This is a genomic window from Pseudomonas sp. BC42 (assembly GCF_021560055.1).
In the GTDB taxonomy this organism is placed as follows: domain Bacteria; phylum Pseudomonadota; class Gammaproteobacteria; order Pseudomonadales; family Pseudomonadaceae; genus Aquipseudomonas.
On record NZ_CP091067.1, the window covers coordinates 1439094 to 1464030 of the forward strand.

At 61.4% G+C, this 24937-nt stretch carries 25 protein-coding genes; 11 read left to right on the forward strand and 14 right to left on the reverse strand.

Annotated features, from left to right (window positions below; genetic code table 11):
- Nucleotides 1-92: 92 nt before the first annotated feature.
- Both L1O02_RS06795 and grxD read left to right on the forward strand, forming a co-directional pair.
- Nucleotides 93-2201, forward strand: coding sequence for a molybdopterin oxidoreductase family protein (locus L1O02_RS06795; RefSeq protein WP_108545306.1), 2109 nt, complete (start codon nt 93-95; stop codon nt 2199-2201).
- Nucleotides 2202-2297: 96 nt separating this feature from the next.
- The gene (grxD, locus tag L1O02_RS06800) at nt 2298-2636 is read left to right on the forward strand and encodes a Grx4 family monothiol glutaredoxin (protein WP_011063114.1); all 339 of its coding nucleotides are present in this window, start codon (nt 2298-2300) and stop codon (nt 2634-2636) included.
- 78 nt (nt 2637-2714) lie between these two features.
- On the opposite strand, the gene bfr is transcribed toward grxD, so the two are convergent.
- Entirely contained in the window at nt 2715-3188 is a 474-nt protein-coding gene (bfr, locus tag L1O02_RS06805) for a bacterioferritin (RefSeq protein ID WP_011063113.1), read from the reverse strand.
- Between the two features lie 212 nt (nt 3189-3400).
- Complete coding sequence (locus L1O02_RS06810; RefSeq protein WP_011063112.1) at nt 3401-3619, reverse strand: bacterioferritin-associated ferredoxin; 219 nt, start codon at nt 3617-3619, stop codon at nt 3401-3403.
- 322 nt (nt 3620-3941) lie between these two features.
- On the opposite strand from L1O02_RS06810, the gene L1O02_RS06815 reads away from it, so the two are divergent.
- On the forward strand, nt 3942-4544 hold the full coding sequence (locus tag L1O02_RS06815; protein WP_007922432.1) for a peroxiredoxin: 603 nt from the start codon (nt 3942-3944) through the stop codon (nt 4542-4544).
- 77 nt (nt 4545-4621) lie between these two features.
- On the opposite strand, the gene rnt is transcribed toward L1O02_RS06815, so the two are convergent.
- Both rnt and pyrC read right to left on the reverse strand, forming a co-directional pair.
- Nucleotides 4622-5293 (reverse strand): ribonuclease T, encoded by a 672-nt coding sequence (gene rnt / locus L1O02_RS06820; protein WP_060840799.1) that lies wholly within the window; start codon nt 5291-5293, stop codon nt 4622-4624.
- Nucleotides 5290-6336: a dihydroorotase gene (gene pyrC / locus L1O02_RS06825; protein WP_060840798.1), complete on the reverse strand. Its 1047-nt coding sequence runs from the start codon at nt 6334-6336 to the stop codon at nt 5290-5292. Before pyrC ends, rnt begins: the two co-directional genes overlap by 4 nt.
- Before the next feature lie 157 nt (nt 6337-6493).
- On the opposite strand from pyrC, the gene L1O02_RS06830 reads away from it, so the two are divergent.
- The 3 genes from L1O02_RS06830 (at nt 6494) to L1O02_RS06840 (ending at nt 9768) form a co-directional block, all read left to right on the forward strand.
- The gene (locus L1O02_RS06830) at nt 6494-7408 is read left to right on the forward strand and encodes an OmpA family protein (protein ID WP_060844472.1); all 915 of its coding nucleotides are present in this window, start codon (nt 6494-6496) and stop codon (nt 7406-7408) included.
- Nucleotides 7409-7537: 129 nt separating this feature from the next.
- The gene (locus L1O02_RS06835; protein WP_016965323.1) at nt 7538-8755 is read left to right on the forward strand and encodes an argininosuccinate synthase; all 1218 of its coding nucleotides are present in this window, start codon (nt 7538-7540) and stop codon (nt 8753-8755) included.
- 386 nt (nt 8756-9141) lie between these two features.
- Nucleotides 9142-9768 carry a response regulator transcription factor gene (locus L1O02_RS06840; protein ID WP_016965324.1) on the forward strand — a complete coding sequence of 209 codons (627 nt, stop codon included), beginning with the start codon at nt 9142-9144 and terminating at the stop codon, nt 9766-9768.
- Between the two features lie 135 nt (nt 9769-9903).
- On the opposite strand, the gene L1O02_RS06845 is transcribed toward L1O02_RS06840, so the two are convergent.
- From L1O02_RS06845 to metG, 8 genes are all read right to left on the reverse strand, one after another.
- Complete coding sequence (locus L1O02_RS06845) at nt 9904-10083, reverse strand: hypothetical protein (RefSeq protein ID WP_016965325.1); 180 nt, start codon at nt 10081-10083, stop codon at nt 9904-9906.
- Nucleotides 10084-10190: 107 nt separating this feature from the next.
- Complete coding sequence (gene nth, locus L1O02_RS06850) at nt 10191-10829, reverse strand: endonuclease III (protein WP_060840796.1); 639 nt, start codon at nt 10827-10829, stop codon at nt 10191-10193.
- A 7-nt stretch (nt 10830-10836) separates the two neighbouring features.
- Entirely contained in the window at nt 10837-11433 is a 597-nt protein-coding gene (locus tag L1O02_RS06855; protein WP_060844471.1) for an Rnf-Nqr domain containing protein, read from the reverse strand.
- Nucleotides 11426-12037, reverse strand: a complete 612-nt coding sequence (locus tag L1O02_RS06860; RefSeq protein WP_060840794.1) for an RnfABCDGE type electron transport complex subunit G — start codon at nt 12035-12037, stop codon at nt 11426-11428. The genes L1O02_RS06855 and L1O02_RS06860 overlap by 8 nt, the downstream gene beginning before the upstream one ends.
- 2 nt (nt 12038-12039) lie before the next feature.
- Nucleotides 12040-13026, reverse strand: a complete 987-nt coding sequence (locus L1O02_RS06865; RefSeq protein WP_235759723.1) for an RnfABCDGE type electron transport complex subunit D — start codon at nt 13024-13026, stop codon at nt 12040-12042.
- Nucleotides 13013-14218: an electron transport complex subunit RsxB gene (gene rsxB, locus L1O02_RS06870; RefSeq protein WP_235759724.1), complete on the reverse strand. Its 1206-nt coding sequence runs from the start codon at nt 14216-14218 to the stop codon at nt 13013-13015. Before rsxB ends, L1O02_RS06865 begins: the two co-directional genes overlap by 14 nt.
- Complete coding sequence (locus L1O02_RS06875; protein ID WP_108545311.1) at nt 14215-14793, reverse strand: Rnf-Nqr domain containing protein; 579 nt, start codon at nt 14791-14793, stop codon at nt 14215-14217. Before L1O02_RS06875 ends, rsxB begins: the two co-directional genes overlap by 4 nt.
- Nucleotides 14794-14922: 129 nt before the next feature.
- Nucleotides 14923-16974: a methionine--tRNA ligase gene (metG, locus tag L1O02_RS06880; protein WP_060840790.1), complete on the reverse strand. Its 2052-nt coding sequence runs from the start codon at nt 16972-16974 to the stop codon at nt 14923-14925.
- 162 nt (nt 16975-17136) lie between these two features.
- Here metG and apbC point away from each other — a divergent pair, with 162 nt between their 5' ends.
- The gene (gene apbC, locus L1O02_RS06885) at nt 17137-18231 is read left to right on the forward strand and encodes an iron-sulfur cluster carrier protein ApbC (RefSeq protein WP_060840789.1); all 1095 of its coding nucleotides are present in this window, start codon (nt 17137-17139) and stop codon (nt 18229-18231) included.
- Between the two features lie 101 nt (nt 18232-18332).
- Here the strand turns inward: apbC and L1O02_RS06890 are convergent, their stop codons facing one another.
- Complete coding sequence (locus L1O02_RS06890; protein WP_060840788.1) at nt 18333-19091, reverse strand: SDR family oxidoreductase; 759 nt, start codon at nt 19089-19091, stop codon at nt 18333-18335.
- 166 nt (nt 19092-19257) lie between these two features.
- Here L1O02_RS06890 and L1O02_RS06895 point away from each other — a divergent pair, with 166 nt between their 5' ends.
- The 4 genes from L1O02_RS06895 to groL all read left to right on the forward strand — a co-directional run bounded on the left by L1O02_RS06895 (nt 19258) and on the right by groL (nt 22770).
- Entirely contained in the window at nt 19258-19989 is a 732-nt protein-coding gene (locus L1O02_RS06895; RefSeq protein WP_060840787.1) for a HugZ family protein, read from the forward strand.
- A 66-nt stretch (nt 19990-20055) separates the two neighbouring features.
- Nucleotides 20056-20532 (forward strand): FxsA family protein, encoded by a 477-nt coding sequence (locus L1O02_RS06900; protein ID WP_060840786.1) that lies wholly within the window; start codon nt 20056-20058, stop codon nt 20530-20532.
- A 251-nt stretch (nt 20533-20783) separates the two neighbouring features.
- Nucleotides 20784-21077: a co-chaperone GroES gene (locus tag L1O02_RS06905; RefSeq protein WP_011063093.1), complete on the forward strand. Its 294-nt coding sequence runs from the start codon at nt 20784-20786 to the stop codon at nt 21075-21077.
- 49 nt (nt 21078-21126) lie between these two features.
- The gene (gene groL, locus L1O02_RS06910) at nt 21127-22770 is read left to right on the forward strand and encodes a chaperonin GroEL (protein WP_016965560.1); all 1644 of its coding nucleotides are present in this window, start codon (nt 21127-21129) and stop codon (nt 22768-22770) included.
- A 152-nt stretch (nt 22771-22922) separates the two neighbouring features.
- Here groL and L1O02_RS06915 read toward each other — a convergent pair whose 3' ends face one another.
- Nucleotides 22923-24872, reverse strand: a complete 1950-nt coding sequence (locus L1O02_RS06915; RefSeq protein ID WP_060840785.1) for an LTA synthase family protein — start codon at nt 24870-24872, stop codon at nt 22923-22925.
- Nucleotides 24873-24937: the final 65 nt, after the last annotated feature.

Below are 24937 nucleotides of genomic sequence, written 5' to 3' on the forward strand. Positions count from 1 at the left end.
GCGAACGTCGCTGGTGTCGGCAGAGGCCAGCCGCCATAGTTTTGGCTTCCTGCGGCCCTGTGCGGGGCGCCTTCAAACAATAGAGACTGGCCATGACCAAGACTCTCCATCACCGTGCCTGCCACCTGTGCGAAGCCATCTGCGGCCTGACCCTGGAAATCACTGAAGAGCCGGGCAGCGCTCCGCGCATTACCTCGATCAAGGGCGACCCCCTGGACAGTTTCAGCCGTGGCCATGTCTGCCCCAAGGCCGTGGCCCTGCAGGATATCCAGAATGATCCCGATCGCCTGCGCCAGCCGGTGCGCCGTGTGGGCAACCAATGGCAGCCCATCGAGTGGGACGAGGCCTTTGCCCTGGTGGCCGAGCGGCTGGCGAGCATCCAGCAGCGCCATGGCAACAATGCCGTGGCGACCTACCAGGGCAATCCCAGCGTGCACAACTATGGGCTGATGACCCACAGCAATTACTTTCTCGGCCAGCTCAAGACCCGCAATCGTTTCTCGGCCACATCGGTCGATCAGTTGCCCCAGCACCTGACCAGTTACCTGATGTATGGCCACGGCCTGCTGTTGCCGATTCCGGACATCGATCACACCGATTTCATGCTGATCCTGGGCGGCAATCCCCTGGCATCCAACGGCAGCATCATGACCGTGCCGGATGTGGAGAAGCGCCTCAAGGCCATTCAGGCTCGTGGCGGCAAGGTGGTCGTGGTCGATCCGCGGCGCAGTGAAACCGCAGCCATGGCCGATCAGCACCTGTTTATCCGGCCGGGGGGCGATGTGGCGCTGCTGTTCGGTCTGCTCAACAGCATTTTCGACGCCGGCCTGACCCGCGACAGCCATTTGCCGGTGGATGGGCTGGCCGAGGTGCGCCAGGCAATTGCGCGGTTCACTGCCGAAGCCATGAGTCCGTTGTGCGCAATTCCGGCTGCGCAGATTCGGCAACTGGCCCGGGATTTCGCTTCGGCGGACAAGGCGGTCTGTTACGGGCGCATGGGGGTGTCGACCCAGGCCTTCGGCACGCTGTGCCACTGGTTGCTGCAGCTGCTCAATCTGGTCACCGGCAACCTGGACCGTGTCGGCGGTGCCTTGTGCACCCAGCCGGCGGTGGACCTAGTGGCGGCGACCTCGGGCGGTCACTTCAATGTCTGGCAGAGTCGGGTTTCCGGGCTTCCGGAGTACGGCGGCGAGCTGCCGGTATCGGCCCTGGCCGAAGAGATGCTCACCGAGGGCGAAGGACAGGTAAGGGCCCTGATCACCGTGGCCGGCAATCCGGTGTTGTCCACACCCAACGGCCGGCAGCTGGAGCAGGCCCTGGACGGGTTGGAGTTCATGCTCAGCATCGATCTGTACATCAATGAAACCACCCGTTATGCCGACCTGATCCTGCCGTCCACCTCGGCTCTGGAGAACGATCACTACGACACCACCTTCAATCTGTTCGCGGTGCGCAATGTCAGTCGCTTCAATCGAGCGATCCTGCCCAAGCCTCAAGGGGCGCTGCATGACTGGGAGATCTTCGTCGGCCTGGCCAAGGCATTTGCCGCGCAGACCGCCATCCCGTTGAAGCCGACCCTGGCCCCTGCACAGATGATCGACATGGGCTTGCGCGCCGGGCCTTACGGCGATGCCTCGCCGCTCAAGCTGTCCCTGGCGACTCTGGACCAGTACCCCCACGGCATTGATCTTGGGGCGCTGCAGCCGAACCTGGCGGCCCGCTTGAAAACCGAGAATCGGCGGATCCAGGCCGCACCGGCGCCAATCATGGCCGATCTGCAACGCTTTGCCGCGTTGAGTGCGCCACCTTCGGGCGAGTTGTTGCTGATCGGACGTCGGCATGTGCGCAGCAATAACTCCTGGATGCACAACTATCACCGCCTGGTGAAGGGCAAGCCTCGCCATCAGCTATTGATGAATCCCGAGGATCTGGCTCAACGGGGCCTGAGTGATGGTCAGCGGGTGCGAGTCCGATCCCGGGTGGGCGCGGTGGAGGTGGAAGTGCTGGCCAGCAGCGAGATGATGCCGGGCGTGGTAAGTCTGCCCCATGGCTGGGGGCACAGGCGTCCCGGCGTGCAGATGAGCATTGCCAGGGAGCAGCCTGGCTGCAGCGCCAATGACCTGACCGATGAGCGTCAGCTCGATGCGTTGTCCGGGAATGCGGCGTTGAACGGGGTGCCGGTTACCGTGGAGGCGGCCTGAGGTGTCTGTCGGAGAGGCCGAGCAGGGCGCTCAGGATTCCGTTACAATGCGCCACCGTGCCGACAACAGAGTCGGAAAGTTCAGCCGAGGTGTTCCATGGATATCATCGAAACTATTAAAGAGCAGATTGCCAACAACACCATTCTGCTCTACATGAAAGGCTCGCCGAATGCCCCGCAGTGCGGCTTCTCGGCAAAAGCCGCTCAGGCCGTAATGGGCTGTGGTGAGAAGTTCGCTTACGTGGACATCCTGCAAAACCCAGAGATTCGCGCCAACCTGCCCAAGTACGCCAACTGGCCAACTTTCCCGCAACTGTGGGTGGCCGGTGAGTTGGTCGGCGGTAGCGACATCATGGCTGAAATGTTTGCCAATGGTGAGCTGCAGAGCCTGATCAAGGCTGCTGCCGAAAAAGCGGCTGCCAAGACCGAAGCCTGACGCGAACTTCTTGTTCGCGGTCAATAAAAAGCCCCGCCTCTCTTACGAGGGCGGGGCTTTTTATTACATGGGCGTTGGTTACTCGTCGCCCATTTGCGATTGCAGGTAGTTCTCGATACCCACTTTGTCGATCAGGCCCAGTTGGGTTTCCAGCCAGTCGATGTGTTCTTCTTCGGACTCCAGAATGTCTTCCAGCAGTTCACGGCTGCCGAAGTCGCCAACCGATTCGCAGTGAGCGATGGCGGCCTTGAGGTCGGCGTGGCCGGTGCGTTCGATGCGCAGGTCGCACTCGAGCATTTCCTTGGTGTGTTCGCCGATGTGCAACTTGCCCAGGTCCTGGACGTTGGGCAGGCCTTCGAGGAAGAGGATGCGCTTGATCAGCTTGTCCGCATGCTTCATCTCGTCGATGGATTCGTGGTACTCGTGCTTGCCCAGCTTGTTCAGGCCCCAGTCTTCATACATGCGTGCATGCAGGAAGTACTGATTGATCGCGACCAGTTCATTGGCAAGGATTTTATTGAGATGCTGGATGACTGTAATGTCGCCTTTCATGTTGGGGTCCTGCCCTTTAATTAGTGAAATAAGGGCAGAGTCTGAGCCGCACAAACATTACTGTCAAACCTAAGTTATTGAATAATATATGAAAATTAATCGGAATAAGAATGTTTGTGTTCCGCGTTTTGCACCTAAGCGATTGAATTACAGACATAAAAAAACCGGACGCTAGGTCCGGTTGTTTCAAATGCGGCTATTTATTCGGTACATCAAGCAACATTAAATTCCACTGGGTAGGGAATGGCGGCTTGGCTGCTCTGCAATTCGGTCAGGGTTTCGCGAACCACTTGCTTGGCCAGGCATGCGCATTTGCCGCATTGGCTGGCGACGCCGGTGGCCTGGCGCACTTCACGGTAGCTGCAGCAACCTTCGTAGATCGCTTCGCGAATTTGTCCGTCGGTGACACCGGTGCAGAGGCAGACATACATAGGATGAGAACCGTCGCTGGTTAGGGCTCAATTGCGATGGATCTTAATGTTAACGAGAATGATTGTCAAAGTGGTTTCGGCCGCCTTTGTGGCCGTTTCATCCCGGGGTGACGAACGGTTTTGTTAGCGATGGTGACAGATGATTCGCATTTTCCGCTTTGTGGGCCGGGCTGACGAAAAACCGTTAAGGACAGCTCAAAGACGCGGTGTATGATGGTCGGTCCTTGCGAAGCGGGGTCGGGTCACAGAGCTGTCGCATCAGCGTGGCAGACTCAAGGCCAATCCCCTTCTTCATTACTACGTCCACACCAGGAGATATCCAATGAGCGTACTCGTAGGCAAACAAGCCCCTGACTTCACCGTACCGGCCGTTCTCGGCAATGGCGAAATCGTCGACAGCTTCACCCTGTCCTCGGCCATCAAAGGCAAATACGGCCTGGTGTTCTTCTACCCACTGGACTTCACCTTCGTTTGCCCGTCCGAGCTGATCGCTCTGGACCACCGCATGGCCGACTTCAAGGCGCGCAACGTGGAAGTGATCGCTGTTTCCATCGACTCGCACTTCACCCACAACGCCTGGCGTAACACCCCGATCAATGCCGGCGGCATCGGTCAGGTTCAATACATCATGGCCGCTGACATGAAACACGACATCGCCAAGGCCTATGACGTCGAGTCCGAAGGCGGCGTGGCCTTCCGTGGCGCGTTCCTGATCGACGACAAAGGTGTTGTCCGTTCGCAGATCGTCAACGACCTGCCGCTGGGCCGCAACATGGAAGAGCTGATCCGTCTGGTCGACGCTCTGCAATTCCACGAAGAGCACGGCGAAGTCTGCCCTGCCAACTGGAAGAAAGGCGACAAGGGCATGACCGCTTCGCCAGAAGGCGTTGCTGCTTACCTGAGCGAGAACGCCGGCAAGCTGTAAGCCTGGCGTCACGCATAAAAAAACCGGCCTCAGGGCCGGTTTTTTTATGCGGGCGATTCAACTCGACCAGGGATCGATCAGTCGTCGAAGTCCTGCCAGCCGCCCATTTGCTTCCAGCGGTTGACGATGCCGCAGAACAGCTCGGCGGTCTTCTCGGTGTCGTAGCGGGCCGAGTGGGCCTCGCGACCGTCGAAGTCGATGCCGGCGCTCTGGCAGGCCTTGGCCAAAACGGTCTGGCCGTAAGCCAGGCCAGCCAGGGTGGCGGTGTCGAAGCTGGAGAACGGGTGGAACGGGTTGCGCTTCATGTCCAGGCGCGCCACGGCGGCGTTGAGGAAGCCCAGGTCGAAGCTGCTGTTGTGGCCCACCAGGATCGCGCGTTTGCAGCCGTTGGCTTTCAGCGCCTTGCGCACACCACGGAAAATATCCGTGAGAGCGGTTTCTTCGCTGACGGCCATGCGCAGGGGATGGTCGAGCTTGATCCCGGTGAACTCCAGCGCCGCGGCTTCAATGTTGGCGCCTTCAAAAGGCTCGACGCGGAAGAAATAGGTGTGTTCGGGGAACACGAAGCCCTTTTCGTCCATGCCGATGGTGGTAGCGGCAATCTCCAGCAGGGCGTCGGTGGCTGAGTTGAAGCCACCGGTTTCTACGTCGACGACTACCGGCAGGTAACCGCGAAAGCGTGCCGCCATCGGATGGCGGGGGGCGCCGCTGTTGCCGTCTTGTTCGTCGTCGAAATGGTCGTCACTCACGAGTGATCCTCCAGCAGGCGCCAGCGCAGTTTTTCACCGGCGCGCAGCGGAATGACAGTCAGCTCGCCGAACGGCAGGCTGGCGGGGGCGGTCCATTCTTCACGAACCAGGGTGATGCGATCGGTGTTGGCCGGCAGGCCGTAGAAGCGCGGACCGTTGAGGCTGGCAAAGGCTTCCAGCTGGTCCAGGGCATTGCGCTGTTCGAACGCTTCGGCATACAGCTCGATTGCGGCGTAGGCGCTGTAGCAGCCGGCACAACCGCAAGCGGCTTCCTTGGCATGCTGGGCGTGGGGCGCGGAGTCGGTGCCGAGGAAGAACTTCTCGCTGCCGCTGGTGGCTGCATCCAGCAGGGCTTCCTGGTGGGTGTTGCGCTTGAGGATCGGCAGGCAATAGAAGTGCGGACGAATACCGCCCACCAGCATGTGGTTGCGGTTGTACAGCAGGTGGTGCGCGGTGATGGTGGCGCCGACGTTGGCCGAAGCCTCCTTGACGAACTGCACGGCTTCACCGGTGGTGATGTGCTCGAACACCACTTTCAGGCTGGGGAAGCGCTCGACCACGCGACGCATGTGTTCGTCGATGAAGATTTTCTCGCGGTCGAAGACATCGACCTCGCCGCGGGTCACCTCACCGTGGATCAGCAGCGGCAGGCCGACTTCGGCCATGGTTTCGAGCACCGGGAAGATCTTGTCGATGCTGGTCACGCCCGAATCCGAATTGGTGGTCGCACCGGCCGGATACAGCTTGGCGGCGTGCACGAAGCCACAGGCCTTGGCCGCGCGGATCTCGTCCGGCTGGGTGCGGTCGGTCAGGTAAAGCACCATCAGCGGCTCGAAGCGGCTGCCGGCCGGGCGCGCAGCTAGAATACGCTGGCGATAGGCGTCGGCTTCCACGGCGTTGCGCACCGGAGGTACCAGGTTGGGCATGATGATGGCGCGGCCAAAGGTGCGCGCGACATCTGCGACTGTATTGGGCAACACGGCACCATCGCGAAGATGAATATGCCAGTCGTCGGGACGCAGCAGGGTCAGGCGGTCGGACATGGGAGGTTCCAGGCGGGTAAAACTCGGTGGGAATGCTACCGGAAAAGACTCTTCCAGGCACTCGCTATCAAGTTTTGCGACGAGCAACCGATATCCCGAAGGTATGGCGTATTAACGCCTGTCGATTTTTCTGTTGTACACGTCAGTGGAGCCTCCCGTGCGCCAGCGTTATCTAGCCTTGCTCAGTGTGTTTGCCAGCCTGCCCGCGATGGCTCTCACTTTCCAGACTCGTCTGGAGAGCATTGAGTGGACGGTCGAAGGCGACAAATTCGAGTGCCGCCTGATCCAACCGGTAACCGATTTCGGTTCCGGCGAATTCGTTCGCCGCGCCGGCGAGCAGGCGATCTTTCGTCTCAAGAGCTTCAACCCGATGCAGGCGGGGGGCTCGGCGACTCTGCTTGCGGCAGCGGCGCCCTGGCAGCCGGGACGTGGCGACATCAACCTCGGGGCGGTCAAGGCCGGTACTGACGGGGTGCTGTTCAACAGCAACCAGATGCAGGCCGGGCGCCTGATCATCGGGCTGCTGGAGGGGCGCAGCCCCGTGGTGCGCAATTATTCCCGTGAAGGCGGAGTGTCCGAAGTGCGCCTGTTGCCGGTGAAGTTCAGCAAGGCGTATGGCGACTATCAAAGCTGCATGGCCAAGCTGCTGCCGATGAACTACGAGCAGGTGAAGCAGGGCGAGATCGGTTTTCCGGGAGGGGGGATCGAGCTCGATGCCCGGGCCAAGGCCAAGCTGCAGGTGATGGTGGACTTCATCAAGGCCGACCCGACGGTCAACCACGTCGAACTGGATGGCCACTCGGACAACAGCGGCAATCGCTTGACCAACCGCGACCTGTCCCGTCGTCGTGCACTGGCGGTGATGGAGTTCTTCAAGGCCAATGGCCTGGCGGAAAACCAGATCGTGGTGCGCTTCCATGGCGAGCGTTACCCCCTGGCGCCCAACACCAATGCCGCCAACCGGGCGAAGAACCGTCGGGTCAATGTGCATCTGGAGCGGGTTGCGCCCACCGAAAAGCCGGCTCCAGCGCCCCAGGCGGCCTCTGGCTCCAGCGCTGCTGCGACCTCCTGATACGGCTGTCATCGTCGCGCGCTCGACATAATCTGTCGCTTGGTCGTCATAAGCTGTCGCGCCTCTGTAAATTATCCGCGTGGATCGGTAGACTTGGCGGCTTTCCGTACAACCCCGTGGAGTGATGGCATGGCGGACGTTAACAAGGTCGTTCTGGCGTATTCAGGCGGCCTGGACACTTCGGTGATCCTCAAGTGGCTGCAGGATACTTACAACTGTGAAGTAGTGACTTTCACTGCTGACCTGGGCCAAGGCGAAGAGGTCGAGCCGGCCCGCGCCAAGGCGCAAGCCATGGGCGTCAAAGAGATCTACATCGACGATCTGCGCGAAGAGTTCGTGCGCGATTTCGTTTTCCCGATGTTCCGCGCCAACACCGTCTACGAAGGCGAGTACCTGCTGGGTACTTCCATCGCTCGTCCGTTGATCGCCAAGCGTCTGATCGAGATCGCCAACGAAACCGGCGCCGACGCCATTTCCCATGGTGCTACCGGCAAGGGCAATGACCAGGTGCGTTTCGAGCTGGGTGCCTATGCCCTCAAGCCAGGCGTGAAAGTGATCGCTCCTTGGCGCGAGTGGGACCTGCTGTCCCGCGAGAAGCTGATGGACTACGCCGAGAAGCACGGTATTCCAATCGAGCGTCACGGCAAGAAGAAGTCGCCGTACTCGATGGACGCCAACCTGCTGCACATCTCCTATGAAGGCGGCGTGCTGGAAGACACCTGGACCGAGCACGAAGAAGACATGTGGCGCTGGACCGTCTCCCCGGAGAAGGCTCCTGATACCCCGCAGTACCTGGAACTGACCTACCGCAACGGTGACATCGTCGCCATCGACGGCGTGGAAATGACCCCGGCTACCGTGCTGGCGACCCTGAACCGCATTGGTGGCGAGCACGGCATCGGTCGTCTGGACATCGTCGAGAACCGTTACGTCGGCATGAAGTCCCGTGGCTGCTACGAGACCCCGGGCGGTACCATCATGCTGCGTGCCCACCGCGCCATCGAGTCCATCACCCTGGACCGCGAAGTGGCTCACCTCAAAGACGAGTTGATGCCCAAGTACGCCAGCCTGATCTACACCGGCTACTGGTGGAGTCCTGAGCGTCTGATGCTGCAACAGATGATCGACGCCTCCCAGGCCCACGTGAACGGTGTCGTGCGCCTGAAGCTGTACAAGGGCAACGTGATCGTGACCGGTCGCAAGTCCGATGAGTCGCTGTTCGACGCCAACATCGCCACCTTCGAAGAAGACGGCGGTGCTTACAACCAGGCGGACGCAGCAGGCTTCATCAAGCTCAATGCCCTGCGCATGCGCATTGCTGCCAACAAGGGCCGGACTCTGATCTGATCCCGAGTTGTTGAAAAAGAGCCCCGCCCTATGCGGGGCTTTTTTTTGCCTTTGATTAACTCAACGGCTTGTTGCTGCAGAGCAATGCTTGGACAGAGAAGTTGATTGGAAAAAATGAAGTGAGTGATGGCGGAGTTATCAGCGGTTGGCGCTGGAAAAGATGCGGCAGCGTGTAATTTTTTAGTACGAAAAGTAGCTGAATTGAAGATTAATCCTAAGCAACTTTTCCGTTGAACGCCCTTTATCTAATTTATTTTGTAAGGTAAATCGGTATTGTTTGTAAGGATCGTCCTCGTAGGCTCGTAGCCCCTTTTGGCACGGTGTCAGAGTCAATTCTCTGGGGTATTGTGCGGGCTCTAAAAAACTCTAAGTACTTGGATGGACCTATGAAAAGAGTATTGATCGTGGACGATCATCCTGTTGTTCGCCTCGCTGTTCGCATGTTGATGGAGCGTCATGGCTTTGAAGTAGTGGCAGAAGCAGATAACGGTACGGACGCATTGAAGTTGGCTCTTGAATATGTTCCCGATATCTTGATTCTGGATATTGGCATACCACAACTGGATGGACTTGAAGTTATAGCTCGCCTCATGTTCAGAAGTTTGCCGATCAAGATCCTGGTATTGACGCTGCAAGCGCCAGGGCCCTTTTCCATGCGCTGCATGCAGGCCGGTGCCGCCGGCTACGTGTGCAAGCAGCAGGACATTACCGAGCTGATCAGTGCGGTACGGGCGGTATTGGCGGGTTACAGCTACTTTCCCAACGAGGCATTGCACACTTTTCGTTCCAGCCAGGGCATCAGCAGCGAGGAAGAAATGATCGAGCTTCTTTCCGGACGTGAGTTGATCGTATTGAAACAGCTCACCAATGGCATGAGTAACAAGGAGATTGCTGAAGGCCTGTGCCTGAGCAACAAGACGGTCAGTACTTACAAGCGGCGGTTATTGGCCAAGCTCAACGCGCGTTCATTGGTTGACCTGATCGAGTTTGCCCAGCGCCATCAGTTGGCGTGAGCCTTGCTGTCCGAGACGATGCTGGACTGCCAGGCCTGAAAGTACGGATAGGGCCGGTCATGCCGCGAGGCTGATCGGCCGGGCGTGACGGCAAGACAGGCACAAAAAAACCTCCGTCTGGAGGTTCTTTTGCGACTACAGGTCAAAGTCGTAATCGGCCAGTTGTTTCTGCAGGCGCCGCTCTTCCAGAAGATTGTCGATGGTGCGGCGCTTGCTCAGATTGGTTTTCGCCACTTCGACCACCGGTTCGACATCGTCTGTTTCCGCGGCGATGAAGTCTTCTTCTACGTCCAGTTGTTCTTTGCCAGTGCTCATAAGGTCAACTCCAGGCTAAGACTGCCATTGGCGCTCCTTATATCGATATTCTCCTGGCGGGTAAAAAAGATTTTTTCAATCGACTCATCGGCAAAATCAATGCTTCCTCAATCGTCGGAAGTCTTCTGCTTGTATTCGCACAGGTCTTCGATTCGACAGCTGCCGCAGCGTGGCTTGCGGGCCAGGCAGACATAGCGTCCGTGCAGGATCAGCCAGTGATGGGAGTCCAGCAGGAACTCCTTGGGCACGAACTTGAGCAGCTTTTTCTCCACTTCCACCACGTTCTTGCCCGGGGCCAGGCCGGTGCGGTTGCTGACCCGGAAGATGTGGGTGTCCACCGCCATGGTCAGCTGCCGGAAGGCGGTGTTGAGGACCACGTTGGCGGTCTTGCGCCCGACACCGGGCAGGGCTTCCAGTTCTTCCCGGGTTTGTGGCACTTCGCTGTTGTGGCGTTCCACCAGCAGGCGGCAGGTTTCGATGACGTTCTTGGCCTTGCTGTTGTACAGGCCGATGGTCTTGATGTACTCGGACAGGCCTTCGACCCCCAGGGCGTGAATCGCCGCGGGTGTATTGGCCACGGGGAAGAGTTTGGCGGTCGCCTTGTTGACCCCGACGTCGGTCGATTGCGCCGAAAGAATCACCGCGATCAGCAGCTCGAACGGCGAGGAATAGGCCAGTTCGGTCTTGGGCTCGGGATTGTCTTCATGAAGTCGGCGAAATATTTCCAGGCGTTTGGCGGCATTCATGGGTGGTTCATTTCCTCGAAGACTGTCGGTTGAAGGGCGATGAGGCGGTCCAGGCCCGCTTTGCCGCCAGCAACAGGCCCAGCAGGATAAAGCCCCCGGGGGCCAGAGTCAGCAGGCGCAAGCCGCCCTGGGGTAGCAGCACCCAGCCGGTGCTGTCACCGCTCTGGCCGACAAGCCAGCCCAGATGGCTGCCCAAGGCGCCGGTGCCCAGCAGTTCGCGCAGTGCGCCCAGCAGCACCAGTGCGCCACAGTAGCCAGCGGCCAGGCGCAGTCGCTCGCGGTGCTGGAAGAAGCCCGCCTGTTCCAGTATCACGCATTGCAGGGGCAGCAGGCCCAGGTACAGGCTCAACTGCTGGTGCAGTTCGTAACTCAATGCCTGCAGCGCCAGCCACAGGCAACTGCCGAGGGACGCTCCGAGCAGCAGGCTGGCGAGCCACTGCTGCTGGCGTTGCAGCGCTGCTCGCAACAGGCCCATGGCGGCCCCAAACAAGCTGAGCAGCAGCCCGGATGCCAGGGCCAGGCCCAGGGCCTTGACCCAGGAGTCGGTGGCCCCGATCAGCGGCGTCAGCATCAGCAGGCCCGGCAATGTCAGCGGCTTACTCATGGGCGGCCCCCGTGAGCAGTTGCTGGCGATGTTCGTCGAAGTAGCGCAAGGCATCGTGCAGGGCACTGATGACAGCGCGGGAGGTGATGGTGGCGCCGGCAATCTGATCGAACTGGCCGCTGTCCTTCTTCAGCGCCCAGGCGGCATCGCCCGGATCACTGCGAGACTTGCCGGCAAAGCCTTGCAACCAGGGGTTGGGCTGATCAGCGATCCTGGCGCCCAGGCCGGGAGTTTCATCTTGTCGGAGGGTCTTGCTGCCCAGCAGCCGGCCCTGGCTGTCGATGGCGATCAACAGCTCGATGGGGCCGGCATAACCACTGACCTGGCTGCGCAACAGCACGGCGCTGGGCTGACCCTGGCGGGTGGCCAGGTAGCCCTGCAGCAAGCGGCTGTTGTCCAGTTGCACATCCCTCAGAGGCAGTGGCTGCTCCAGGGGCTGATTGTCGTAGCTGGCAACAGGCAGCAGGTCGAGCAACTTGCGCGCCTGCAGTGCCCGTTGTTCGGCGGCGATACGCGGCGCCGCAACCGAGTGCAGCCACAAGGTCGCCGCCACGCCCAGCAAACCGAGCAGGGCCAGCAGGAGCAGAGCGCTGGATTTTTTCATGCTCAAGCGTTCTCCCGTTTTGCCGCGCACAGGCGTTCCAGTCCCGGCACCGCCAGGTTCATCAGCAGCACGGCGAAGGCGACGCCGTCGGGGTAGCCGCCCCACGTCCGGATCAGGTAGGTCAGCAGGCCGACACCGACACCAAACAGCAACCTGGCTTTTTCCGTCTTGGGTCCCGATACCGGCTCGGTGACGATAAAGAACGCGCCGAGCATGCTGGCGCCGCTGAGCAGATGAAACAGCGGTGAACCGTGGGAGTCCGAGCCCGTGCCGTTCCAGCACACCAGGCTGATGACCAGGAGGCTGCCCAGCATGCCCACCGGCGCCTGCCAGCCGATGACCCGCTGCTGCAGCAGAAACAGGCCTCCGGCAAGAAATCCCAGGTTGATCCATTGCGCGGCCCGACCGCCGAAATGGCCGAAGGCCGGGTTGCTGGCAAAGAGTTCGTCGAGGGTCAGGCTCTTGTTGATGCGCAGACTGTCCAGCGCCGTGGCCTGGGCCCAGGCATCCGCTTGCAGGCCGTTAGAGAGGCCGAAGACGTGTTGCAGCCCCGTGCCCAGGTCCATGGCGTGCGGCGCGGGCCAATGGGTCATCGATTGGGGAAAGCACAATAAGGCCAGGGCGTATCCGAGCATCGCCGGATTGAACGGGTTCTGGCCGACTCCACCGTACACCTGCTTGCCCAGGGCAATGGCTGCTGCCGCGGCACTGAGCGGCAGCCACCAGGGGCAGTAAGGTGGCAACGCCAGGGCCAGCAAGGTGGCGCTGACCAGGGCGCTGCCGTCGCCAAGGCCAGTTGGCAGCGCACGCTTTCTCAGCGACAGCGCCAGGGCTTCCATGGCCAGGGCGCCGCCTATCGCCAGCAACAGGTTGAGCAGTACGCCCCAGCCGAACCACCACAGCAACACCAGCAGCCCGGGCAGCGTGGCCAGCAGCACGCGCTGCATGGCCTGGCGCAGGCGCTGGTCGACGCCGTCAGCAGTCAGCATGGGCCTTCACCTGGCGTTCGGCCTCGTGCAAGCGCGCTTGAGCCTGGGCCAGTTGCTCGGCATGGGTGTCAGGCTGGCGCTGCAGTTTGTTCAGTTCGGCGCGGGCGTAGGCCAGTTCGGTTTTCAGTTGCCGCAGTTGCGGGTCGATCGGGCGCTTTTCGCTACGCATCAGTACCGGGGCCGGTTTGCCGCTGGCGTCCTCGGCGGCGTGCAGCGCCTGTTCGGCGGCCGCCAGGGCGGCGCTCAAGGCGTGTAGCTCGGCGTCGGAGGCTTGCGCTGCCTGGGCCTTTTTCAGTTCGGCGCGGCGGGTGGCCAGCTGGATCTTTGCCCGCTTGAGTTCGGCGTCCTTGGCCACGGGGGCCGCCGCAGCTGGCGCCGCCGACTCCAGCTGAGCCAGGGCCTGCTCGGCGGCTTCGAACTGACGCTGCAGCACGATGAGCTGTGCCTGCTGCTCGAAGGTCGGTGGGTGGCCGAAGGCCTTGAGGGATTTGTGCAATTGAGCCCGGCTCATGGCCAGCTCGATCTTGGCTTTTTTCAGCGCCGCGTCGTCGGCAGCGGCTTTCTGCGCGCGGACCCGTTCGATGGCGGCCTGCAGCGGATTCTGGCTGTCGTCGGCAGCCTGCGCGGCTTTCTGCGCGCGAGCCTGACGCTCGGCCAGGCGCCGGGCTTCTTCTCGTTGCAAGCGCTCGTTGCGTTGTTCGAAGCGCCGTCGCGCCCGCTCGCGCTTGCTGTTGCGGGCCTGCAGTTGCTCGGGGCTGGTGGCCAGGCCGCCAACAATCGGCACCACCTTGGCCTCCGGGAGCGGCAGCATATCGATGCAGTCCACCGGACAAGGCGCCACGCACAGGTCGCAACCGGTGCATTCGTCGATCAGCACGCTGTGCATCCATTTGGCCGCGCCGACGATGGCGTCCACCGGGCAGGCCTGGATGCACTTGGTACAGCCAATGCACTCCGCCTCGCGGATATGGGCGATCTGTGCCGGCGCTTCGCCGCGGCTGCGGTCCAGTTCCAGTACCGGTAACTGCAACAGTTGCGCCAGGCCGGCAATGGTTTCCTGGCCTCCGGGCGGGCACTTGTTGATGGCCTCGCCGTTGGCGATGCCCTGGGCGTAGGGCTTGCATCCGGGATGGCCGCACTTGCCGCATTGGGTCTGGGGCAGCAGGGCATCGATGCGTTGAATCAGACTCATGTTTTGATCAGTCCGTTGAAGCCGAAAAACGCCACCGCCATGAGACCGGCGCTGATCAGGTCGATCGGCAGGCCGCGCCAGGGCAGGGGAATATCGTTGGTGGAAATACGCTGGCGCAAGTCGCTGAACAGACTCAGCACCAGCCAGAAACCCAGTCCGGCGCCCAGGCTCATGGCACTGAGGGTGGCCAGGTCCAGATCGTCCCGGGCGCCGATCAGCAGCAGGCCGAGCATGCCGGCATTGCCCAGAAGCAAGGGCCAGAGGCCTTCGAACGGCAAGCGCGGCAGGGCCCGGGACAGCAGCCTCAGCAGCGGTTTGATCAGCAACAGGCTCAATGGCAGCCAGATGAACAATTGCAGCGCCGCCAGCCCCCAGGGCTGCAACAGCCCACGGTAAAGGACATGCCCCAGCACGCTGCTGAGCAGCATCAACACCGTGGTCGCCAGCCCCAGGGCATGAACCCGTTGCCGGTTGCTACCGTCGGCCTGCAACAGCGGATCGACGCCCAGCGGCCATTGCAACACGAAGTTGTTGATCAGGACGGTACTGAAAAGGGCGAGCAGGAACTGGGTCATGGTGGCGGCCGGTGCGGGCAGGCTATCCCTCAAGAGTAGGCAAACTCTGCGCGCACGCAGGGTCGCCAGATATGCAAATCCCCCCGTTGCGCCTGGGCGCGACGGGGGGATGGGGGGCTGCGTGGAGGCTTACTTGATCCGCTGGCCAGGCTTGGCGCCGCTGTCCGGGCTCAGCAGGTAGATCTCTTCGCCGCCAGGGCCGGCAGCCATCACCATGCCCTCGGAAATGCCGAACTTCATTTTCCGCGGCTTGAGGTTGGCGATCATCATGGTCAGGCGACCATCCAGCTTGGACGGGTCCGGGTAGGCGCTCTTGATTCCGGAGAACACGTTGCGTTGCTCATCACCGATATCCAGGGTCAGGCGCAGCAGCTTGTCGGCGCCTTCCACGGCTTCGGCCTTGACGATCAGGGCGACACGCAGGTCGACGGCGGCGAAGGTGTCGAAGTCGATTTCCGGCGACAGTGGATCCTTGGCCAGTTCGCCGTTGCCAGCAGGTGCTGCGGCACCGGTGTCGGTCTGGCTGGCGGTCAGGTCTTCTTTCGAGGCGTCGGTCATGGCTTGTACTTTTACCGGGTCGATCCGCGTCATCAGCGGCTTGAATTCGTTGAGCTGATGGTTGGCCAGCAGGTGCTGGTGGTCGTTCCAGGTCAGCGGCGCCACGTTGAGGAACGCCTCGGCATCGGCGGCCAGCAGCGGCAGCACCGGCTTGAGGAAGATCACCAACTGGCGGAACAGGTTGATGCCGGTGGCGCAGATGGCCTGCACCTCGGCCTGCTTGCCTTCCTGCTTGTTCAGCGACCATGGGGCCTTGTCGGCGATCCAGGCGTTGGCGCGGTCGGCCAGGGCCATGATTTCGCGCATGGCGCGGGCAAAGTCGCGGGCTTCATAGGCGTCGGCGATGCTTGGTGCGGCGGCCAGGAAGGCCTCGGTCAGCTCGGGGGCGGCATTGCTGTCGACCATCACCCCGGCATTGCCCTTGTGGATGAAGCCGGCGCAACGGCTGGCGATGTTGACCACCTTGCCCACCAGGTCGGAGTTGACCTTCTGCACGAAGTCTTCGAGGTTCAGGTCCAGGTCGTCGACGCCACGGCCCAGCTTGGAGGCGTAGTAGTAGCGCAGGTATTCCGGCGACAGGTGCTCCAGGTAGGTGCGGGCCTTGATGAAGGTGCCGCGAGACTTGGACATCTTCTGGCCATTGACCGTCAGGTAGCCGTGGACGTTGATGCCGCTCGGCTTGCGGTAGCCGGCGCCTTCAAGCATGGCGGGCCAGAACAGGGCGTGGAAGTTGACGATGTCCTTGCCGATGAAGTGGTACAGCTCGGCGGTGGAATCCTTGCCCCAGAACGCGTCGAAATCCAGCTCCGGACGACGGTTGCAGAGGTTCTTGAAGCTGGCCATGTAGCCGATTGGTGCGTCCAGCCACACGTAGAAGTATTTGCCCGGCTCGTCGGGGATCTCGAAGCCGAAGTACGGCGCGTCGCGGGAAATGTCCCACTGCTGCAGGCCGGCATCCAGCCACTCGGCGATCTTGTTGGCCACGGCGTCCTGCAGGGTGCCGCTGCGGGTCCAGCTTTGCAGCATCTGCTGGAAGTCCGGCAGCTTGAAGAAGAAGTGCTGGGAATCCTTGAGCACCGGAGTGGCGCCGGAGATCGCCGACTTCGGATCCTTCAGGTCGGTGGGGGCATAGGTGGCGCCGCATTTTTCGCAGTTGTCGCCGTACTGGTCCTCAGTGCCGCATTTCGGGCAGGTGCCCTTGATGAAGCGGTCGGCCAGGAACATTTTCTTTTCCGGGTCGAAATACTGGGTGATGGAGCGCGTGGCGATGTGCCCGGCGTCGCGCAGCTTGAGGTAGATCTGGCTCGACAGCTCGCGGTTTTCCTCGGCGTGGGTCGAGTGGAAGTTGTCGAAGTCCACCAGGAAGTCGGCAAAGTCGGCGCTGTGTTCGGCCTGGACGTTGGCGATCAGTTGTTCCGGGGTGATGCCTTCCTTTTCCGCGCGCAACATGATGGCCGAGCCGTGTGCGTCGTCCGCGCAGACATAGATGCATTGGTTGCCGCGATGCTTCTGGAAGCGCACCCACATGTCGGTCTGGATGTACTCAAGCATGTGGCCAAGGTGGATGGAACCATTGGCATAGGGCAGGGCGCTGGTGACGAGGATCTTGCGTGGCTCGGACATGGGGCTCGGCTACTTGATGAAACGGAGGTCGGCCACTATAAAGCGCCGGCGCGGATTTTTCACCCTTCCGGACAGATTGTACGCAGCGGGCTCCCTCGCCACGAAGGAGTCGGCGGCGTAGGATAGCCGGCTGATTTTCCAGTCTTGTTATCGGAGTTGCCCATGAGCGCCGTCAATCGCGCAGCGGTGGAAGCCGTCCTTCGCCAGTACACCGACCCTTACCTGAACCAGGACCCGGTCAGCGCCGGCTGTGTGCGGGACATCGACGTCCAGGGCGACCGGGTCACGGTCCGCATGGAGTTGGGTTATGCCGCCGGTCTGTTCAAGAGCGGCTGGGCGCAGATGCTGCAACTGGCCATCGAAGGCCTGGACGGCGTCGGTTCGGCCAAGGTCGAGATCACCAGCGTGATCGCCGCGCACAAGGCCCAGGCGCAGATCCCGGGCCTGGCCAACGTCAAGAACGTGGTGGCGGTGGCGTCCGGCAAGGGCGGTGTGGGCAAGTCCACCACCGCCGCCAACCTGGCCCTGGCCCTGGCCCGCGAAGGCGCCAAGGTGGGGATTCTCGATGCCGATATCTATGGTCCGAGCCAGGGCATCATGTTCGGCATCGCCGAAGGCACCCGGCCAAAGATCAAGGACCAGAAGTGGTTCGTGCCCATTGAGTCCCACGGGGTCGAAGTCATGTCCATGGCCTTCCTCACTGACGACAACACGCCCATGGTCTGGCGCGGGCCAATGGTTTCGGGCGCCTTGCTGCAATTGGTGACCCAGACCGACTGGGGCAACCTCGACTACCTGGTGATCGACATGCCGCCAGGCACCGGCGACATCCAGCTGACCCTGGCGCAGAAAGTCCCGGTGGCCGGGGCGGTGATCGTCACCACGCCTCAGGACCTGGCCCTGCTGGATGCACGCAAGGGCGTGGAGATGTTCCGTAAGGTCAACATCCCGGTGCTGGGGGTGGTGGAGAACATGGCGGTGCACATCTGCTCCAACTGCGGTCATGCCGAGCATCTGTTCGGTGAGGGCGGCGGTGAGAAACTGGCCAGCCAGTACGGCGTCGAACTGCTGGCCTCGCTGCCGCTGTCGATGCTGATCCGTGAGCAGGCCGACGGCGGCAAGCCGACGGTGATCGCCGAGCCGGAAAGCCAGATCGCCATGGTCTATCAGGAACTGGCGCGGCATGTGGGGGCGCGCATCGTATTGCAGGAAGCCGCGGCGCCGGCGATGCCCAACATCACCATCAGCGACGACTGAAGCCCCAGGCGGGAGGATCAGGCAGGAGCCGGCTTGCCGGCGCAGGCGCTGGCAAGATCGCCTTGCCCGGCAAGCCGGCTCCTACCGTTGCGATGACAGGATCAGACCCGCAGGCCGCCATCCAACTCCAGGATGCGTCCGGTGTAATAGTCGTTCTCGAAGATGTACGCCGCCGAGTGGGCGATTTCCTCCGGCTTGCCCATGCGCTTGAGGGGAATCCCCGAGGTCATCTTCTCCAGGGCTTCAGGCTTCATGCCCAAGGTCATCTCGGTTTCGATAAAGCCCGGGGCAATACCGGCCACGCGGATGCCATAGCGCGCCAGTTCCTTGGCCCAGGTCACGGTGGCCGCCGCGACCCCGGCCTTGGCCGCGGAATAGTTGGTCTGGCCAATATTGCCGGCGCGGGAGATCGAGGAGATGTTGATGATCGTGCCACTGTTGTTCAGCTCGATCATTTTTGCCGCCACTTCACGGGTGCAGAGGAATACCCCGGTCAGGTTGACGTCGATCACCGCTTGCCACTGGGCCAGGCTCATCTTGGTCATTTCACCGTCCTTGACCTTGACCAGCAGGCCGTCGCGCAGGATCCCGGCATTGTTGATCAGGCCGTGGATGGCGCCGAAGTCCTCGGCCACCTGGGCCACCGTGTGGCTCACCTGTTCTTCATTGGCGACATTGCACAGATAGGCACGGGCCTCGACGCCCAGGGCCTGGCAGGCGGCGACCGCCTGATCGAGTTTTTCCTGGTTGAGATCGACCAGGGCCAGCCGCGCGCCCTTGGCCGCGAAATACTCGGCCATGGAGCGGCCCAGGCCTTGGCAACCGCCGGTGATCATGATTACTTTGTCAGTGAGTTGCATTCGCATGTCCCGCTAGCAGGTCTTGAGGGGTTGTCCTTGGTAGGGGAACCTCGGCCGACTGCCGGATCTGGCCTGGCTGCAGATGAGAATTGCCCCGTCGGCGTAGCTGGAACAATGCTCCAGGCGCCCGTCCGTTTTCGACGGATTTTACATGAGGAGTCACAAAGTGAGCGTTGAAGCTGCGAAAAATGCACGAGAACTGCTGCTCAAGGAATATCGCGGGGTGCTGTCGACTCACTCCAAGGCCATGCCCGGCTTTCCCTTTGGCTCCGTGGTGCCCTACTGCCTGGACGCCGAGGGACGGCCACTGATTCTGATCAGTCGCATTGCCCAACACACGCACAACCTGCAGAAGGACTCCAAGTGTTCGCTGCTGGTGGGCGAGCGCGATGCCGACGACGTGCAGGCGGTCGGACGCCTGACCTATCTGGCCGAGGCCGAAAAACTCGAGGATGAACAGGCAATCGCTGCCGCGGCCGAGCGCTACTACCGCTACTTCCCCGAATCGCAGAACTACCACAAGGCCCACGATTTCGATTTCTGGGTACTCAAGCCGGTGCGTCATCGTTACATCGGCGGCTTTGGGGCGATCCACTGGATCGATCAGGTGACCCTGGCCAACCCGTTCGCCGGCAAGGCCGAGTCGAGCATGGTGGATCACATGAACAGCGATCATGCCAAGGCCATCGCCCATTACGTCGAGCTGACCGGGCTGCCCGACAGCGAGCCGGCGCAACTGGTCGGGATCGATGCCGAAGGCATGCACCTGCGCATTGGCCAGGCCCTTTACTGGCTGCCGTTCCAGGCGCCTTGCAACACGCCGACACAAGTACGCGAAGCCCTGGTTTTCCTGGCTCACGCCGATCAATGGCCGAAAAATCCAGCCGTTGGCGCTTGAATTCACGAATTGGCGACGTCATTTACGGTCTACTGGAAGGCATTCTTCCGCAGAGGAAACCATTTGATGCGCCCTTACCTGTTGCTCTTTTTACTGTTCCCGGTGCTGGAGCTGTTCGTCTTCGTCAAGGTCAGCGCGGCCATCGGGTTTTTCCCGGCCCTGCTGCTGATCATTCTCGGTTCGATGCTCGGTGTGCTGGTGTTGCGCGTGGCCGGTCTGGCCACGGCACTGCGTGCCCGTGAGAGTCTCAATCGCGGCGAACTGCCGGCCCAGCAGATGCTCGAGGGGCTGATGCTGGCCCTGGGCGGCGGCCTGCTGATCCTGCCCGGTTTCATCAGTGATGTATTCGGCCTGTTGATGCTGCTGCCGATCAGCCGTCGCCTGCTGGCCAACAAGATGCGCCAGCGCGCCGAGGAGCAGGCCCTGCGTCAACGCGCTTTTGCCGATGACATGCGCGCGGCCCGCGGCGGCCCTGCGCCGCAACAGCCATTGGGCCGCGAGCCCAATGTCATCGAGGGCGAGTTCGAGCATCGCGACTCATAACTTGGCGGCTCCACTGCACGGCACCTTCGGGTGCCGTGTTCGTTTTGGTGCAAGCACCGCAAAAAAAATCACCGGTCAGCCCTTGTAATAACCTTATGCGCCCTTATGTAACGGTCACCGCAAGGTTTCTGGTGCTTACACCAGACAGACTTCCGCGGCTCGCTTGTCGAGTCGCACCCGGCACAGCCGGATTTGTTAACCCGCCGGTGTCGACACCGGCCGTTGAAAACCACAATTAGGAGAGATCGACAATGAAGCTTCGTCCTCTGCATGACCGCGTCGTCATCCGTCGCAGCGAAGAAGAATCGAAAACTGCCGGCGGCATCGTTCTGCCTGGTTCGGCTGCTGAAAAACCTAACCGTGGCGAAATCGTCGCTGTAGGTACCGGCCGTGTGCTGGACAACGGTGAAGTACGTGCGCTGGCCGTGAAAGTGGGTGACAAAGTGGTGTTTGGCCCGTACTCCGGCAGCAACACCGTGAAAGTCGATGGCGAAGATCTGCTGGTAATGGCCGAGAACGAGATTCTCGCTGTTATCGAAGGCTGATTTCCCGCGTATTTTCCCGCTACTACACAGTATTTAAGGAATATCGATCATGGCTGCTAAAGAAGTTAAATTCGGCGATTCCGCCCGCAAGAAAATGCTCACCGGTGTCAACGTTCTGGCTGACGCGGTAAAAGCGACCCTCGGCCCGAAAGGCCGTAACGTGATCATCGAGAAGAGCTTCGGCGCTCCGACCATCACCAAGGACGGCGTTTCCGTTGCCAAAGAAATCGAGCTGAAAGATCGCTTCGAAAACATGGGCGCGCAGCTGGTCAAAGACGTTGCCTCCCGTGCCAACGATGACGCTGGCGACGGCACCACCACCGCTACCGTTCTGGCTCAGTCGATCGTCAACGAAGGCCTGAAAGCCGTCGCTGCCGGCATGAACCCGATGGATCTGAAGCGTGGTATCGACAAGGCCACCATCGCCATCGTCAAAGAGCTGAAAGGTCTGTCCAAGCCTTGCGCTGATTCCCGCGCCATCGCTCAGGTCGGCACCATCTCCGCCAACTCCGACAACTCCATCGGCGACATCATTGCCGAAGCCATGGAAAAAGTCGGCAAGGAAGGCGTGATCACCGTTGAAGAAGGCTCGGGCCTGGAAAACGAACTGTCTGTCGTAGAAGGCATGCAATTCGACCGTGGCTACCTGTCCCCTTACTTCATCAACAAGCCGGACACCATGGTTGCCGAACTCGACGGCCCGCTGATCCTGCTGGTGGACAAGAAGATCTCCAACATCCGCGAAATGCTGCCAGTGCTGGAAGCCGTTGCCAAAGCCGGCCGCCCACTGCTGATCGTGGCTGAAGACGTTGAAGGCGAAGCCCTGGCGACTCTGGTTGTGAACAACATGCGTGGCATCGTCAAAGTCGCTGCCGTCAAGGCACCAGGCTTCGGCGACCGTCGCAAGGCCATGCTGCAGGACATCGCCGTACTGACCGGCGGTACCGTGATCTCCGAAGAGATCGGCCTGAGCCTGGAAAGCACCACCCTGGAGCACCTGGGTAACGCCAAGCGCGTGATCCTGTCCAAAGAAAACACCACCATCATCGACGGTGCTGGCGTTGAAGCGGACATCCAGGCTCGTGTGACCCAGATCCGTCAACAAGTGGCCGACACTTCGTCCGACTACGACCGTGAAAAACTGCAAGAGCGTCTGGCCAAGCTGTCCGGCGGCGTTGCAGTGATCAAGGTTGGCGCTGGCTCCGAAGTTGAAATGAAAGAGAAGAAAGCCCGCGTTGAAGACGCCCTGCACGCTACCCGTGCAGCCGTTGAAGAAGGCGTGGTACCTGGCGGTGGTGTAGCCCTGATCCGTGCTCTGCAAGGCATCAAGGACCTCAAAGGCGACAACGCCGATCAGGACGTGGGTATCGCTGTTCTGCGTCGCGCTATCGAAGCGCCGCTGCGCCAGATCGTTGCCAACTCCGGCGACGAGCCAAGCGTGGTGGTGGACAAGGTCAAGCAAGGTGCCGGCAACTTCGGCTACAACGCTGCCACCAGCGAATACGGCGACATGATCGAAATGGGCATCCTGGATCCAACCAAGGTGACCCGTTCCGCGCTGCAAGCTGCATCGTCCATCGGCGGTCTGATCCTGACCACCGAAGCCGCTGTTGCTGAAATCGTGGAAGACAAGCCTGCAGCTGGCGGCATGCCAGACATGGGCGGCATGGGTGGCATGGGCGGCATGATGTAAGCCAGCCTTACCCCTGTACTGAAAAAGCCCCGCCGGTGAAAGCCGGCGGGGCTTTTTTATGCCCGGGATATGGGAGGCGCCTGGATCTTCGCGGGCAAGCCCGCTCCTACAGCGATGCACCTCTGTAGGAGCGGGCTTGCCCGCGAATGACTTCAGCGCTGACTCAACTCGGCCGCCGAGGCTTTTGGCGCCTTCCAGCCCAGCAACTGCTGCTTGAAGCCATAACTGGCGCTCTGGTAGTAACTGATCCCGCGCTGGATCAGTGGATCGCTGTCCGGCACCCGGGATTCCCGGCTGGCGCCCAGCGCCTGGTCATGGCGGCGCAGACCCTGGCGCGGGCTGAGAATCGCCAGGTCCTGTCCGTCGAACAGTCCCAGGTGCTGGTAGTTGCCCACCAGCACCCGAGGCGGCAGCGGGTTGTCCTGCAGCAGGTTGCGTCCGAAAAAGGTCGATTCGTAGTCCAGGTTCAACAGCCCCAGCAGGGTCGGCGCCAGGTCGATCTGGCTGGCCAGTTGGGCACTTTCCCGCGCCGGGATCAGTTTGGGCGCGTAGACGAACAGCGGGATCTGATAGTTGCTGATGGGCAGGTCTTCCTTGCCCGCGCTGCCCGCCGTGTGGTCGGCGACGAACACGAAGATCGTGTTGTCGAACCAGGGCTTTTGCCGCGCGGCCTTGAGGAACTCGCCGATGGCGTAGTCGGTGTATTTCACCGCGCCGTCACGGCCATTGCCGGACTTGATGTCGATCCGGCCATCGGGGTAGGTGTACGGCCGATGGTTGGAGGTGGTCATCAGTTGCAGCAGGAACGGCCGCTGTTGGGCGTAGTCGGCATCGGCCAGCTTCAGGGTCTGGCCATAGAGGTCTTCGTCGGCCATGCCCCAGGCGTTCTTGAAGTGGATCTCGGATTCCTCGACGCTGCTCTGGTCCACCACCCGGTAGCCGTTGCCGCTGAAAAAGGCATTCATGTTGTCGAAGTAGCCGCGCCCGCCGTAAACGAACACGCTGTCGTAGCCCACGGCGCGCAGTTGCTGGCCCAGGCTGGCGAAGCCGCTTTCACGACCGATGCGTTTGACGATCGAGCGCCCGGGCGTGGGCGGGATCGCCAGGGTAATGGCTTCCAGGCCACGGTCGGTGCGGGTGCCGGTGGCGTAGAAATTGTTGAAGTACAGGCTCTGCCGGCGCAGCGCATCGAGGTTGGGGGTCAGGTTGCGCTCGTCACCATTGCTGCCCATGTACTTGGCACTGAAGCTCTCGAGGGTCACCAGGACGATATTCGGCGTGCGCGGTGTGCCCGGGTTATCGATGGCGCGGCGGATATCCAGCGGGTCCTGGCCAATGAAGCGGGCATTGGGCTCGTTCAGCTCGGCGCGCATTTGCCGCGCCACGGCCTCGGCGGGCAGGCTGCGATAGAACTGTGAATAGTCCAGTTCGTTGTTGCGAAAGGCGGCAAAGAACTGGTACGGGCCGTTGCTCGCCAGCTCATTCTGATAGGCGTTGCCGCCCTGGGCGCGCGGACTGTCCTGGCTGAGCAGTTGCAGACTGGCCACGGCCACCAGCAACAGGCTCAGGGCGCTGAGCAGGCGACCGCGCAGGGGCGGCAAAGGCGCGTTCAGGGCGGCCAGCAGGGGTCTGCGCAGGACCAGGCTGAGGATCACCGCCGCCAGGGCCAGCAGGCTCATCAGCAGGCCGATGGGATAGGACTCGAGGATGTTGTTCATGACCTCGTCGGAGTACACCAGGTAATCGACGGCGATGAAGTTGAAACGCACGCCGAACTCATCCCAGAACAACCATTCCGCCACGGCGGTGAACAGCATGGCGAACAAGCTGATGCTGAACAGGCCCTGCATCAGCCAGCGCAAGCCGCGTCGGCGCCAAAGGCTTGCCGGGCACAGCAACAGGCCCAGCCCCAGGGGCAGGGCGGCGTAGGCCAGGAAACCCAGGTCATAGAGCAGGCCGACGCCGAACACGGGCAGCCAGCCGCTACCGGCTTCGTTGAGGTGGGTCAGCAGGAGGGTGCTGCGGGTCAGCAGGAAAATCGCCAGCCAGGTGCCGGTCAGTAGCAGTACCAGGCGCGCGGGCGCGGTCTTGAGAAGGTCCATCGAGGGGGTGTTCCTTGTGGGCAAAACGGTCCGCAGTCTGAGGTTGTCCCTGTAGTCAGGTTGTG

Coding starts and splice junctions, on each gene's coding strand:
- bfr (WP_011063113.1), bottom strand. CDS start 3,188: ATGAAAGGCGACATTACAGTCATCCAGCATCTCAATAAAATCCTTGCC.
- L1O02_RS06875 (WP_108545311.1), bottom strand. CDS start 14,793: ATGACCCAGTTCCTGCTCGCCCTTTTCAGTACCGTCCTGATCAACAAC.
- L1O02_RS06860 (WP_060840794.1), bottom strand. CDS start 12,037: ATGAAAAAATCCAGCGCTCTGCTCCTGCTGGCCCTGCTCGGTTTGCTG.
- L1O02_RS06915 (WP_060840785.1), bottom strand. CDS start 24,872: ATGGACCTTCTCAAGACCGCGCCCGCGCGCCTGGTACTGCTACTGACC.
- L1O02_RS06810 (WP_011063112.1), bottom strand. CDS start 3,619: ATGTATGTCTGCCTCTGCACCGGTGTCACCGACGGACAAATTCGCGAA.
- L1O02_RS06905 (WP_011063093.1), top strand. CDS start 20,784: ATGAAGCTTCGTCCTCTGCATGACCGCGTCGTCATCCGTCGCAGCGAA.
- nth (WP_060840796.1), bottom strand. CDS start 10,829: ATGAATGCCGCCAAACGCCTGGAAATATTTCGCCGACTTCATGAAGAC.
- L1O02_RS06845 (WP_016965325.1), bottom strand. CDS start 10,083: ATGAGCACTGGCAAAGAACAACTGGACGTAGAAGAAGACTTCATCGCC.
- apbC (WP_060840789.1), top strand. CDS start 17,137: ATGAGCGCCGTCAATCGCGCAGCGGTGGAAGCCGTCCTTCGCCAGTAC.
- rsxB (WP_235759724.1), bottom strand. CDS start 14,218: ATGAGTCTGATTCAACGCATCGATGCCCTGCTGCCCCAGACCCAATGC.
- L1O02_RS06865 (WP_235759723.1), bottom strand. CDS start 13,026: ATGCTGACTGCTGACGGCGTCGACCAGCGCCTGCGCCAGGCCATGCAG.
- L1O02_RS06840 (WP_016965324.1), top strand. CDS start 9,142: ATGAAAAGAGTATTGATCGTGGACGATCATCCTGTTGTTCGCCTCGCT.
- grxD (WP_011063114.1), top strand. CDS start 2,298: ATGGATATCATCGAAACTATTAAAGAGCAGATTGCCAACAACACCATT.
- L1O02_RS06795 (WP_108545306.1), top strand. CDS start 93: ATGACCAAGACTCTCCATCACCGTGCCTGCCACCTGTGCGAAGCCATC.
- L1O02_RS06855 (WP_060844471.1), bottom strand. CDS start 11,433: ATGAGTAAGCCGCTGACATTGCCGGGCCTGCTGATGCTGACGCCGCTG.
- L1O02_RS06835 (WP_016965323.1), top strand. CDS start 7,538: ATGGCGGACGTTAACAAGGTCGTTCTGGCGTATTCAGGCGGCCTGGAC.
- groL (WP_016965560.1), top strand. CDS start 21,127: ATGGCTGCTAAAGAAGTTAAATTCGGCGATTCCGCCCGCAAGAAAATG.
- metG (WP_060840790.1), bottom strand. CDS start 16,974: ATGTCCGAGCCACGCAAGATCCTCGTCACCAGCGCCCTGCCCTATGCC.
- pyrC (WP_060840798.1), bottom strand. CDS start 6,336: ATGTCCGACCGCCTGACCCTGCTGCGTCCCGACGACTGGCATATTCAT.
- L1O02_RS06890 (WP_060840788.1), bottom strand. CDS start 19,091: ATGCAACTCACTGACAAAGTAATCATGATCACCGGCGGTTGCCAAGGC.
- L1O02_RS06900 (WP_060840786.1), top strand. CDS start 20,056: ATGCGCCCTTACCTGTTGCTCTTTTTACTGTTCCCGGTGCTGGAGCTG.
- L1O02_RS06815 (WP_007922432.1), top strand. CDS start 3,942: ATGAGCGTACTCGTAGGCAAACAAGCCCCTGACTTCACCGTACCGGCC.